Source organism: Mycobacterium sp. MAC_080597_8934 (assembly GCF_000523975.1).
Taxonomy (GTDB): Bacteria; Actinomycetota; Actinomycetes; order Mycobacteriales; family Mycobacteriaceae; genus Mycobacterium; species Mycobacterium avium.
Genome location: NZ_JAOS01000031.1, coordinates 198,102 through 211,020, shown reverse-complemented (window position 1 = coordinate 211,020; position 12,919 = coordinate 198,102). Strand labels below are relative to the sequence as shown.

The 12,919-nt window shown below is 70.3% G+C and carries 8 protein-coding genes and 2 pseudogenes; 6 read left to right on the top strand and 4 right to left on the bottom strand.

The annotated features are described in order from the left end of the window. Positions 1 to 242 precede the first annotated feature (242 nt). Complete coding sequence (locus NF20_RS19330; RefSeq protein WP_031349223.1) at positions 243 to 1,541, top strand: NRAMP family divalent metal transporter; 1,299 nt, start codon at positions 243 to 245, stop codon at positions 1,539 to 1,541. A 2-nt stretch (positions 1,542 to 1,543) separates the two neighbouring features. Here NF20_RS19330 and NF20_RS19325 read toward each other — a convergent pair whose 3' ends face one another. Continuing rightward, positions 1,544 to 2,878: a hypothetical protein gene (locus NF20_RS19325; protein WP_050485474.1), complete on the bottom strand. Its 1,335-nt coding sequence runs from the start codon at positions 2,876 to 2,878 to the stop codon at positions 1,544 to 1,546. 80 nt (positions 2,879 to 2,958) lie between these two features. Next, positions 2,959 to 4,188, bottom strand: a complete 1,230-nt coding sequence (locus tag NF20_RS19320; RefSeq protein ID WP_023900668.1) for a cytochrome P450 — start codon at positions 4,186 to 4,188, stop codon at positions 2,959 to 2,961. A 146-nt stretch (positions 4,189 to 4,334) separates the two neighbouring features. On the opposite strand from NF20_RS19320, the gene NF20_RS19315 reads away from it, so the two are divergent. Next, positions 4,335 to 5,567, top strand: a complete 1,233-nt coding sequence (locus NF20_RS19315) for an IS256-like element IS1245 family transposase (RefSeq protein ID WP_011725525.1) — start codon at positions 4,335 to 4,337, stop codon at positions 5,565 to 5,567. A gap of 240 nt (positions 5,568 to 5,807) precedes the next feature. Here NF20_RS19315 and NF20_RS19310 read toward each other — a convergent pair whose 3' ends face one another. After that, positions 5,808 to 6,698, bottom strand: a complete 891-nt coding sequence (locus tag NF20_RS19310) for an NYN domain-containing protein (RefSeq protein ID WP_009979192.1) — start codon at positions 6,696 to 6,698, stop codon at positions 5,808 to 5,810. Between the two features lie 38 nt (positions 6,699 to 6,736). Here NF20_RS19310 and NF20_RS19305 point away from each other — a divergent pair, with 38 nt between their 5' ends. Then, positions 6,737 to 7,606, top strand: coding sequence for an alpha/beta fold hydrolase (locus NF20_RS19305; protein WP_003873613.1), 870 nt, complete (start codon positions 6,737 to 6,739; stop codon positions 7,604 to 7,606). Positions 7,607 to 7,636: 30 nt separating this feature from the next. Here NF20_RS19305 and NF20_RS19300 read toward each other — a convergent pair. Beyond that, positions 7,637 to 9,819, bottom strand: a pseudogene (locus NF20_RS19300) (FUSC family protein). A gap of 100 nt (positions 9,820 to 9,919) precedes the next feature. Here NF20_RS19300 and galT point away from each other — a divergent pair. From galT to NF20_RS19285, 3 genes and pseudogenes are all read left to right on the top strand, one after another. After that, positions 9,920 to 11,029, top strand: coding sequence for a galactose-1-phosphate uridylyltransferase (gene galT / locus NF20_RS19295; RefSeq protein ID WP_033710785.1), 1,110 nt, complete (start codon positions 9,920 to 9,922; stop codon positions 11,027 to 11,029). Then, positions 11,026 to 12,115 (top strand): annotated as a pseudogene (locus NF20_RS19290) (galactokinase). The gene galT and the pseudogene NF20_RS19290 overlap by 4 nt, the downstream one beginning before the upstream one ends. Beyond that, positions 12,112 to 12,867: a Mut7-C RNAse domain-containing protein gene (locus NF20_RS19285; RefSeq protein WP_155947471.1), complete on the top strand. Its 756-nt coding sequence runs from the start codon at positions 12,112 to 12,114 to the stop codon at positions 12,865 to 12,867. Before NF20_RS19290 ends, NF20_RS19285 begins: the two are co-directional and overlap by 4 nt. The last annotated feature ends 52 nt before the right edge of the window (positions 12,868 to 12,919 follow it).

The window sequence follows — 12,919 nt, the reverse complement described above, 5'->3', positions numbered from 1 at the left end:
CCTTGTGGTGGACGGGCCCGGCGTCACCGTATTCGTTGCGTGACCTCCAAACCCGAAGAGCGATGGAAACCTGGTGATCTCGGGCTACACCGGTTGCGGCTGCCCCGCGACACGAAATAGGGCCCGACTCCTCCGCCGTGCCGGCGCTTCCCGGGAAAGCTCCGTCGGTTAGGTAAACCTTGGCTATCATCCACGGGGCGGATCGCGGCGCGCGGCCGCAGTCCTGGGAGGAAGTGGCAAGGGTGACCGAGACAACCACGCAGCCGGTGGCCGACGCCGTCGCGGATCGGCCGTCGGTGTCACTGCGGACCCGTGGCCGCTGGCTGCGGTGGGGGCTGTTGTCGGTATGGGGTCCCGGCCTGGTCGTGATGCTGGCCGACACCGACGCCGGCTCGCTGATCACCGCCTCCCAGTCCGGCGCCCAGTGGGGTTACCGGATGGTGCTGCCGCAGCTGATCCTGATGCCGGTGCTCTACGTCGTGCAGGAGATGACGGTGCGGTTGGGCATCGTCACCGGGCGCGGCCACGGCTCGCTGATCCGGGAGCGGTTCGGCCGCGGCTGGGCGTGGCTGTCGGCGTTCACCCTGTTCGCCTCGGCGATCGGGGCGCTGCTGACCGAGTTCGCCGGCGTCGCCGGGGTGGGCGAACTCTTCGGTGTCTCACGCTGGGTGAGCATCCCGGTCGCGACCATCGCGCTGCTGGCGCTGGCGCTCACCGGCAGCTACCGGCGCGTCGAGCGGATCGGCCTGGCCGTCGGCGCGGCCGAACTGGCCTTCCTGGTGGCCATGGTGATGGCCCGGCCCGACCCGGGTGCGCTGGCGCATGGCCTGACGTCGATGCCGTTGGGCGACTCGTCGTATCTGCTGCTGATCGCGGCCAACGTGGGCGCGGTGATCATGCCGTGGATGATCTTCTACCAGCAGGGCGCGGTGGTCGATAAACACCTGTCGGAGAGCACAATTCGGCAGGCCCGCTACGACACCGCGTTCGGTGCGGTGCTGACCCAGCTGATCATGATCGCGGTGGTGATCACCATGGCCTCCACCATCGGCCGGCACGGCGACGGTGCCCCGCTGGAGACCGTGGGCCAAATCGCCCAGTCGCTGACGCCCTACCTGGGCCACGTCGGCGGCACGGTGCTGTTCGGCCTGGGCATGCTGGGTGCGGCGCTGGTGGCCGCGATCGTGGCGTCGCTGGCCGGTGCGTGGGGACTCGCGGAGGTGTTCGGCTGGAAGCACACGCTCAACCAGCGGCCCAACCGCGCCACCGCGAAGTTCTACCTCACCTATTCGCTGGCCCACATCGTGGGCGCGGTGCTGGTGCTGGCCAGCGTCGACCTGGTCAACCTGGCGGTCGACGTCGAGATCATGAACGCGTTGCTGCTGCCCATCGTGCTGGGCCTGCTGCTGGCGCTGGAAGCCCGGGCGCTGCCCGAGCAGTGGCGCATGCGTGGCCTGCACAAGCACGTCACCCGCGCGCTGTGCCTGGTGACCATCGGCTTCGGCCTGTACATGGTGCCGCAGGCGCTCGGCTGGGGCTGAGGTCAGAACCACGGCCCGGGGTAGTGGCCGTCGCGGTCTTGCACCATGACGATCTCCTTGCACTCCCCGTTGGCGCCCGGTGCGGTCTCGCCGCGGCACACCAGCGTCCATCCGGAGATCCGCTGGAACGGGCGCAGCGCCCAGTTGGATGCGACGGGATCTCCCGCGGGCAGGGCGATGACGGAGAACGTTCCGCCGCTGCCGGTGAGGTAAAGGTGGTCTTCGAAGAACGCCACCTTGGCAAGCGACAGCTTCCGGGCGTCGTCGCGGTTCTTCAGAAAGTCCCACTGCTGGCCGCGCAGGTTCCATACCCCGAACCCGAATTGGGAATTGTCGCGGTTGTGGCCGTCGACGAACAGTTTCCCGTCCGAGAGCGCCGCGGTCAGCCCGCCTCCCGAAATCCGGTCGGAGTCACCGATTTTGATGACCGACTTGGCGTCGAGGTCATAGAACATCGTCGACACCTCGGCGGGGTTGGCCGGATCCCGACGGGTGAGCTGTACCAATTTGCTTGAGCCGTCGGTCAATTCGGCGTCGACGGACACGACGTCGTTGTCCTGGTAGATCTCTTCCCCGCCGGGCCGGCGCAGCCGGACGCCCGGAGTCTGGGCGGGATCGCTGCTGCGGGTGAACGCCAGCACGTCCGGCCAGACCCGGGCGGGCTCTGGATCGCTCCACAGCGTCGACAGGTCCTGACCCGACAGCACCACGGTCCGCGGTGGCGCCGCGGCGGCGTGGCCGTCGGTGACGGCGTTCAGCCACGCCACGCCCGAGGCGGTCGAGGCCAGGGACCAGTCCTTCGGCGCGGCCAGCCGCTGATCGGGGGCCGGTGCCTGCAGGTCCTTGGCGACCAGCGGCTGGCCGCTCGTCAGGTCGAAAACGTAGCCGGTGGTTTTGGCGGCGGTGGTCACGACGTACACCACCCGCAGCTGCTCCGCCGTGCCCGTCAGCGCGCAGATCGCGCCGGTCACCGTCTCGCCGGCCGGAACGGACGGGACACCGGGTGCCAGGTACTGTCCGGTCTTCGGGTCGAACACCTTCGGCCGGATGTCCTGCAGCGCGGACTTGCTAACCGAAAACCTTTGCGGGCAACCGAAATACGCGGTACCGCCGTAGCTTTTCCAGTCCTTTTCCAGCGGGCCCGTCATCGAGGGTGCGGCGGCCGAATCGGGCCCGGCTTTGGACGTGGACTTCGACGTCGAGGTGGTCGCGGTGAGCGGCGGCGCGGGCACGGTGTCCGAACACGACGCCAGGGCCAGGCACCCCAGCGCCGCCAGCGCGGCGCCTCGGCTCGCGGCCGGTCGGCGTCGCGCCGTGGAGCGCCGGGCTGCGCGCATGAAAATCCCCCAGTGAGTTCGTAACCACAGGAGCGTACGGCCGCCCCGGCCCGTTGCGCGACTCGTGCGTCCCGCGGCGACTATCGGTCGAACTCGATGGGCAGGCTCGTCGGCCCGCTCAGGCTCACCATCGGCTTCCACGGCGCCGGCCCGGCCAGCCGCGGGTTGCGCAGCCGGTTGGCCAGCACGTTGAGCGCCTCGGCGATCTCCCGCCGGGCCAGGTTGGCGCCCAAACAGTAATGCACGCCGCCGCCGAAGGTCAGGATGGGCGGTGCCGCCTCGCGGGTGATGTCGACCCGGTCGGGGTCGTCGTAGACCACCGGATCACGGTTGGCCGCAAAGGTATTCACCAGCACGGCGGTGCCGGCGGGGAACAGGTGGCCGTCGAGCTCGGCGTCCTCGACGACCAGGCGCAGCGTCCCGCACGCGATCGGCGAATGCCGCATGGTCTCCTCGACGGCGCGCATCGCCAGCTCCGGGCGCTGCCGCAGCAGCTCCCACTGGTCGGGGTGCTCGCAGAGCACCTGCACCGAGGCGGCCACCTGGTTGCGGGTGGTGTCCGTGCCCGCCAGCAGCAGGCCGCCCGCCAGCATGCGCAGCTCGGCGGCGTCGAGGCGGTCGCCCTCGTCCCCGGCGCGGATCAGGTCGGAGAGCAGGTCGTCGGTCAGGCTGTGCCGGCGGCGCGCGACCATCTCGTCGACGTAGTCGTCGAGCTCGCGCCACGCGCGCATCACGACCGGCTCGACCTCGCGCAGGTCGACGGTGAAGCTGAACGCCTTGAACACGTCGTCGGCCCACGACGAGAACCGCCGCCAGTCCTCGCGCGGCGCGCCGAGCAGCGCGCAGATGATCGGCACGGGGTAGGGGCGGGCGATGTCGGTGACGACGTCGCAGCGACCCGCCGCGGCCACCCGGTCGACCAACTCGTTCATCACGGCGGCCATGGTGTCGTGCAGGCGGGCGACCGTGCGCGGGGTGAACGCCTTGGAGCACAGGCTGCGCAGTCGATGGTGCGCGTCGCCCTCCAGGCACAGCAGGCTGTTGGCGACCTTGTCCCACAGCGGGCCCGAGTCGATGCCCTGGGCCAGCAAATTGATGCCCGGCGGAATCTGGAACCGCGGATCCCGCAGCACGGACCGGACCAGGTGATAGGAGAGCACCTCCGGGCCGTGCGGCCCGATCGCCACGGCGGCCCGCCGCTGCGCCTCGCGCAGCCGCGGATAGACCTGCGCCGGTGTCTCCTCGGAGTGGTAGTGCAGCGTCGGCAGGTCGGAGTCGAAAACGCTTGGCGGAGCGGCACCGACGGTCATCGCGGTCTCCTCATCGACCCCGCAGCAGGGAGCGTCCCGGGGAGTGGTGTAAGTGATGGCGGCGTGTCGGTCCCTGACGTAAGAGGGCCATCGCGTGAGTCTCTGTGGTGAAACGACCAAGAATCACTACCGAGAGGAACATCGCGATGGCCCTGGACCAGTCTGCCTTGCTGGAGGTGCTCGACGCACTGCGCACCGCCGATGCCGGTGAGCGGATCACTCAAGCCGCCGAAACGATCTACCAAGCCTTGATCGACGCGGAGTTGACCGCGTTCATCGGGGCTTCTCCCCATGAGCGCACCGAGACCCGCTCCAATCAGCGCAACGGCTCGCGTCCGCGCACGCTGTCCACGGTCGCAGGGGACCTGGAACTGCGGATTCCCAAGCTGCGCACCGGGTCATTTTTCCCGGCGTTGTTGGAGCGGCGTCGCCGGGTCGATCAGTGCTTGTTCGCGGTGGTGATGGAGGCCTACCTGCACGGCACCTCCACCCGCAAGGTCGACGATCTGGTCAAGGCACTGGGTACCGATACCGGGATCTCCAAAAGCGAGGTCAGCCGGATCTGCAAAGACCTCGACACCGAGGTCGCGGCCTTCCGGGACCGGCCGTTGGGTGATCAGCGCTTTCCGTATGTCTTCCTCGACGCCACCTACTGCAAGGCCCGGGTGAATCATCGGGTGGTGTCGCAGGCGGTGGTCATCGCCACCGGGGTGGCCGCTGACGGGCGCCGCGAGGTACTGGGCTTTGAGGTCGGAGACTCCGAGGACGGGGCGTTCTGGACCGCGTTTTTGCGGTCGTTGAAATCCCGCGGTCTGGCCGGAGTCCAACTGGTCATCTCCGATGCCCATGCCGGACTGCGCAGTGCCATTGACGCCGTGCTGATCGGGGCCGCCTGGCAGCGGTGTCGAGTGCACTTCCTGCGCAACGTGCTCGCCCAAGTGCCCAAGGGCTCCGCAGAGATGGTCGCCGCCGCGATCCGCACCGTCTTCGCCCAGCCAGACGCCGAGCACGTGCGCGAACAACTCGACACCATCGCCGGCATGCTCGGCCGCCAGTTCCCCAAGGTCGAAACCATGTTGCGCGAGGCCGCCGCCGACATCACCGCCTTCGCCGACTTCCCGGTGGCCCACTGGAAAAAGATCTGGTCAACCAACCCACTGGAGCGATTGAACAAGGAAATCAAACGCCGCACCGACGTCGTCGGCGTGTTCCCCAACCCCGCCGCGCTGTTACGGCTGGCCGGCTCGGTACTCGTTGAGGCCCACGACGAATGGCAGGTCGCCGACAAGCGCTACCTCTCCGAGACCAGCCTCGCTCTGCTCGACGTCAGTGACCAAAGTGCCGAAACCATTGCCCCCACAGCCGCTCTCACGGCATAGTGGCTACCACAGAGCCACACGCGGACACGCGACCGCTCTTACACCACTCCACGGGACGTGACCCCGCAGCACGCTGCGGACGACTTTCAGTCAATGTATGGCCAGGTCGGGGGAGTGTCAACGACCGACGGCGCCGCAGGCACGAAACGCCATACACCAAACGAAAAATGCATGGCCGGTATTGGGCCGGGATGGGCTGGGACGGGCGGGGTTCGGCCGGGGCGGATCGGGGCGGCGAATTCACTCGTGCGGGCGCAGCCGCACCATCCGCGTCGTCGACGTCTCGTCCAGCTCGACGACGTCGGAGCGCGACCGCAGGAAATCGCTGAACGAGCGGAAACCCAAAGACTTTTCGCTGAACGACGGATCCATCCGCTTCATCTGGGCCTTGACGGCCGAGTTGTGCAGCCAGTCGACGTCGTCCTTCTCCAAACCGATCTGCAGCGCGCGGGTCAGCAGCGCGGTGGCCGCGGCCTGCGGGTCGGGTTCCTCGGGTTGGGCTGCCTTGCCGCGGCGGGTGCGCGGTTTGGCGGGCACCGTTTCGGCCGGCGCGGGGGTGCGGTCCAGCGCCGTTACCCCGGGCAGCGCGTCGTAGATGACGAACTCGTCGCACGCCGCCGCCAGCGCCCGGCTCGACGCGCCGGCCACCCCGATGCCGACCACGTACCGGCCCAGCCGCTTGCAGCGCTGGGCCAACGGAATGTAGTCGGAGTCACCGGCGACGATCACCACATGCGTCAGGTCGGGCAGCCGGAACATGTCCTCCACTGCGTCGACGGCCAACCGGATGTCGGCGCCGTTCTTGCCGTAGGCGGCGGCCGGGAACAGCTGCACCAGGTCGACCGCGCGGGCCACCAACTGCCCGCGATACCCGGCGTTGATCTCGGCCGACCAGTCGGCATAGGCGCGGGTGAGCACCAGCGTGCCGAACGACGACGCGAAATCCAGGATCGCGCCGACGTCGACCGTCGCCTGCTCGAGCCGCTCGGTGAACTGCTCGAGCCCCTTGGCCTTGTCCCGCTGGAACGAGTTCCGGCCGTGAATCTGGTCGTAGCGGGAGATCACGATGTTGTCGAAGTCGAGGTAGACGGCCACGCGGGGGGCAACCGGTTCGGACATGCCTTCGATCATTGCCGAGATAGACGGCGTCGGGTGGGTATCCGAGCCACATGAGCGAGCTGAAGTTTCTCGAACTGCACGGCGACCGCGTCGCCTTCCGCGACCAGGGGGAGGGCGAGGTGCTGCTGCTCATCCACGGCATGGCCGGCAGCTCGGAGACCTGGCGGTCGGTGATACCGCCGCTGGCCAAGAAGTTCCGAGTCATCGCCCCCGACCTGCTCGGGCACGGCGAGTCGGCGAAACCGCGCACCGACTACTCGCTGGGTGCCTTCGCGGTCTGGCTTCGTGACTTCCTGGACGAACTCGGGGTCAGCCGGGCCACCGTGATCGGCCATTCGCTCGGCGGCGGGGTGGCCATGCAGTTCGTGTACCAGCACCCCGATTACGCCCAGCGGTTGATCCTGATCAGCAGCGGCGGCCTGGGCCCGGACGTCGGATGGGTGCTGCGGCTGCTGTCGGCGCCCGGCGCGGAGCTGGTGTTGCCGGTCATCGCGCCGACGCCCGTGCTGTCCGTCGGCAACAAGCTGCGGTCCTGGCTGCGCGGCGCCGGCATCCAGTCGCCGCGCGGGGCGGAGTTGTGGAACGCCTACTCGTCGTTGTCGGACGGCGAAACCCGCCAATCGTTCCTGAAGACGCTGCGATCGGTGGTCGATTACCGCGGGCAGGCGGTCAGCGCGCTCAACCGGCTGCAGTTGCGCGAGGAGCTACCGGTCATGGCCATCTGGGGGGAGCGCGACGGCATCATTCCCGTCGACCACGCCTACGCCGCGCACGAGGCGCGCACCGACGCCCGGCTCGAGGTGCTGCCCGACGTCGGGCACTTCGCGCAGGTCGAGGCGCCGATGCGGGTGGTGGAGCTGATCGAGGACTTCATCGCCACCGATGAGCGCCGCGATGCGACGAGCCCGCAGCCCGGCTAACCCGCCGGTGGCAAACGTGGCCCCGTCCGGTCAGCGCGGCGCGGCGGTGGCCGTCCTGACGTCTTCGTGGCCACCGAGATTGGTGGCCGTGCTGATGACGGCCCGCTCGATCTGGCGCAGGGCGTGCACGGCGGTCAGGAATCGCCGGACGTCGGGCCGTGTCTCGCCGTCACCGTCGCTGTCGTGCTGGCGGGCCGCGGTTTCCGCGGCGTCGAGTTCGTCGGCCGCCGAGACCAACGTCGGCGGGTGGCCACTGTCGATCGCCTCCAGCAATGCGTCGAGGTTGCGCCGCGTCTGGGCCGCGGCCGCCGAAAAGGCTTGCGCCAGTTGGGGGCCGGGCCCGGGCGAGCCGCGGTACTGCTCGCTGCTGCGCGCCAGCGCCCGGCCGTACCGGTCGCAGGCGGTGAAGATCCGCAGCGCGCGGCGGATGCCGCGGCGGCCTGCGAGCCCGGCGACACCGGCCAGCAGCGGCTTGGCGGTCACCCGGAACTGCTGCAGGTCGCGGTCCAGCTGACGTGCCTGCTCGGACGGGCTGGCCGCGCCGCCGGACATGGCCGCCGCGCAGGCCTCGATCAGCGCGGACAGGCTGGTCAGAAAGGCCCGGGTGTCGGCGCGGATCGCGGTCCGGGTGTTGGTCGGCAGCACCACGACGGCCACCGTCGCACCGATTACCGCGCCGAGCGCGGTCTCTTCGATGCGAAGCATCAGCACCCCGAACGAGAACTGGCCGAGCAGCCCGTACAGCAGCGCCAGCATGGTGGTGATCCAGAACGTCATCAGGCTGTAGGTCACCGTCATGAAATAGAAGGCACAGAACAGGCACACGAAGATGCCGGCCAGCGCGGCCGCCTCGTGTCCGGTCAGCAGCGTGGCCACCAGCACGCCGGCGGGCACGCCGAGCATCGTGCCGAGCAGCCGCTGCCAGCCCTTGGTCAGGGTTTCGCCCCACGAGTTGGTGCCGGCGAAGATGACGAACGCGGCGATCACGGCCCAATACCAGCGGGCCGGCGACACCAGCTCGCCGGTGATGATGGCCAGCGACGCCGCCACCGACACCTGGATGGCCTGCCGGGTGGTGGGCCGCAGACCCGCCGGTTGTTCTTCTTCTTGCTCGGCGGGCTCCTCGGCCGCGGCGCCGGCGGCCGCCGGCGGGCGCTCGCTGCCGGCGACGTCGGGCACCGCGGCGCCGGCGGCCCGTCGACGATGGCCCGCACGTCGGCGGTCGCCGTCGCGGCGTTGATGATCGCCAGGGCCAGCCGGCGCACCGCGGTGCCGGCGGGCCGGTCGTCGGTGGCCGCGTCCAGCAGCCGGCGCGCCCGGCTGGCGGCGTCGCGCAGGCCACCCGGTTCGGGCAACCGGATCGCGCGGCCCAATTGGGTTAGCGCCGAGACCAATTCGGCGCGCGCGGCCTCGGGTAACTCGGCGCCCAGGGCCGCGGCCCGCCGCCCGGCCGTCGCCACCCACTCGATGGCCAGCTCGGCGTCCAGCAGCCAGGGGGCCAGCTGTTCGGCGGTGACTCCGGGCCACAGCGTGCCCGGGTCGGCCCTGTCCTCGATCTGGCTCTGCACCATCAGGGCGGTCTCGTTGAGCCGGACGGTGCGGGCCCGCATGCGCCGGCGCCGCCGCTCGTCCAGCCGGCCGGTGCGCACCGCCTCGGCGGTGGTATCGATCACGATCGCCATGCGGGCCCGCAGCGCCCGGATGGTGGCCCGCAGCACCCGCTCCGGCCGGTCGGGCAGCACATGGCTGGTCATCACATACGTGCACACCGTGCCCACCGCGACCGCCCCGATCATCCAGGGCAGCTCCGAGACCCGGGCACGCAGATACAGCGTGAAGAAGTAGGACATGAACGCGACCATGCCCAGCGCGCGGCCCCGCGCGCCGAAGCGGCGAATGTAGGCCGCCGCGAACACGATCAGCACGAACACCACGTCGCCGGCCACCGGGTGCGGCGCCAGCGCCGCAGCGGCCGTGATGGCCACCGCGGCCGGAACCGGCAACAGCGCCATGGTGATCCGCTGCTGGCGCGGATCGGGCTCGTTGACCGAGCGCGACGCGACCATGGTGATCACCACACCCAGCAACGCGACGGTCAACGGCTGTCCCGTCGCCCTGGTCAGCAGCCACAGCGCCAGCAGTGACAGCCCGAGCGCGGCCGTGGTCCGAGTCGCCATGCGCAGCCGCAGCAAGCCGGGATCGGAGCCGATCACCCAGTTGCGGGCGCGTTCGTAGAGATCCGTTATTGCGATGACCGCCTCTCTTGCGCGTACCCCCCATGGTTACCCGAACCGCGCGGCGGCGACCAAGCTAGTGTTCGACATCATGGGGCCGACGCGGGCGAAGCTGGCTGACGGTCGCGACCTGCTGTTCTTCTCGCTGCCCGGGCACCGCGCTTCGCCGGTCGAAGACCGCCGCCCCCTGCCGCCCCGAACCGCCGAAACCGTTGCGCCGGGCGGACAGTCGCAGCTGCGGTTCGACCGGTCCACCGGGCAGTGGGTGATCATCGCCGCGCTGCGCCAGGACCGCACCTACAAGCCGCCGCCCGACGCGTGCCCGCTCTGCCCCGGGCCGACCGGGCTGACCAGCGAGGTGCCCGCCGCCGACTACGACGTCGTGGTGTTCGAGAACCGCTTTCCCAGCCTGTCCGGTGCGGCACCGGGGCTGCCGGCCGCCGGCGCCGACGGGTTCGTGTCCGCGCCCGCGCACGGCCGCTGCGAGGTGGTCTGCTTCTCGGCCGACCACACGGGGTCGTTCGCGGGGCTGCCACCCGCGCACGCCCGGCTGGTGGTGCAGGCCTGGCGGCATCGCACCGCCGAGCTGATGGCCACCCCGGGCATCGAGCAGGTGTTCTGCTTCGAGAACCGCGGGGAGGAGATCGGGGTGACCCTGACCCATCCGCACGGCCAGATCTACGGCTACCCCTACCTGACCCCGCGCACCGCCGCCATGCTGGGCCAGGCCGACGAGCATCGAAAACGCCACGGCGGCAACCTCTTCGGTGACCTGCTGGCCCGCGAGGTCGCCGACGGCAGCCGGATCATCGCGCGCGACGACCTGTTCACCGCGTTCGTGCCGTTCGCGGCGCGGTGGCCGGTGGAGGTGCACATCTACCCGAACAGGTTCGTGCCCAACCTGACCGCACTGCGCGACGACGAGGTGGACGGGTTCGTGGCCATCTATCTGGACGTGCTGCGCCGCTTCGACCGGATGTATGACGCATCGCTGCCCTACATTTCGGCGCTGCACCAATACACCGGCACCGGTGCTCAGGCCCAGGGCTACTTCCACGTCGAACTGATGTCCATCCGGCGCAGCGCGACCAAGCTCAAATACCTCGCCGCCTCCGAATCGGCGATGGACGCCTTCATCAGCGACGTCACCCCGGAAAGCGTGGCCCAGCGGCTGCGGGAGCTGCGATGACCGTCCGCTACGCCGCGCCCGGCCGGATCAACCTGATCGGCGAACACACCGACTACAACCTGGGTTTCGCGCTGCCGATCGCCCTGCCCCAGCGCACCGTGGCCAGCTTCACGCCCGCCGACGACGATGCCATCACGGTGGTCAGCGACCGCGCGGACGCGCCGGTGCGGATCCCGATCGACACCGGCCCCGGCGACGTCACCGGCTGGGCGGCCTATCCGGCCGGGGTGATGTGGGCGCTGCGCACCGCCGGCCACCCGGTGCCCGGCGGGGCGATGTCGATCACCAGCGACGTGCCGATGGGTTCGGGCCTGTCGTCCTCGGCGGCGCTGGAATGCGCCGTGCTGGGCGCGATCTCGTCGGCCGCCGGGATTCGCATCGACGCCACCGAACAGGCCCGGCTGGCCCAGCGCGCCGAAAACGAATACGTCGGCGCCCCAACGGGTTTGCTCGACCAGCTGGCCGCGCTGTACGGCCGCCCGGCCACCGCGGTGCTGATCGACTTCGCCGACCTGGCCGTCACCCCGGTGGCCTTCGACCCCGACGCCGCCGGGTCGCCCTGTTGCTGATCGACTCCCGGGAGCGCCACACCCACGCCGGCGGCGACTACGCGGCCCGGCGGCTGTCGTGCGAGCGGGCGGCCGCCGACCTGTCCGCGTCCTCGCTGCGGGAGGCCGCCGACCGCGGCTGCACCGACCTGGCCGCGGTGCGCGACCCCGTCGACGCCCGCCGCGCCCGCCACGTGCTCACCGAGAACCGGCGGGTCATCGATTGCGTTGCGGCGCTGAACAATTCGGACTACCCCGAGGCGGGCCGGATCTTCACCGCCTCGCATGCCTCCATGCGCGACGACTTCGGCATCACCACCGAACGCATCGATTTGGTCGCCGACACCGCGCTGCGCGCCGGCGCGCTGGGGGCACGGATGACCGGCGGCGGGTTCGGCGGCTGCGTGATCGCCCTGGCGCCCGTGCAGCGCGCCGAGGCGATCGGGCAGGCGGTGCGGCGGCCGCGGCGCAGGCCGGCTTCGCACAACCCGTCGTCACCCGAACCCGCGCCGCCGCTGGCGCGGGCCCGTGCCGGTGAGCGAGCCGGCCGGCTACGTGGAGGTTCGGGCCTACGCCGAACTCAACGACTTTCTGCCCGCCGAGTCGCGCGGCGCCGCGGTGCGCCGCCCGTTCCGGGCGCACCAGACCGTCAAGGATGTGTTGGAGGCGATGGGAATTCCGCACACCGAGGTCGACCTCATCGTGGTGAACGGCTCCGTCCACGGGTTCGACCACCGCCCCCGGGCCGGCGACCGCATCGCCGCCTACCCGATGTTCGAGGCGCTCGACATCGGGCCCACCGCCCGGCTGCGGCCGGTGCCGTTGCGCGATCCCCGGTTCGTCGTCGACGTCAACCTGGGCCGGCTGGCCTGGCTGTTGCGGCTGTTCGGGTTCGACGTGTGGTGGTCGAACGACGCCGACGACCAGACCCTGGCCGCGATCAGCGGCGAGCAGCACCGCATCCTGCTGACCCGCGACCGCGGGCTGCTCAAGCGCCGCGCGGTCACCCACGGACTGTTCGTGCGCCCCGACGATCCCGAGGAGCAGGCGCTGGGCGTAATCCGCCGGCTCGACCTGACCGGGCGGCTGGCGCCGCTGTCGCGCTGCGTGCGCTGCAACGGGACCCTGACCGCGGTCGCCAAGGACGAGGTGAGCGACCAGCTGCCGCCGCTGACCCGGCGGTACTACGACGACTTCAGCCGCTGCACCCGATGCGGCCGCATCTACTGGCCCGGGTCACACCACGCGAAGCTGCTCGCCCTGGTGGAAAGACTGCGACGGCAGCTGTAGCGCGAAACTTACTCGCCCGGCAATTTCACCGTTTTGGCGGTGACCGCTGGTC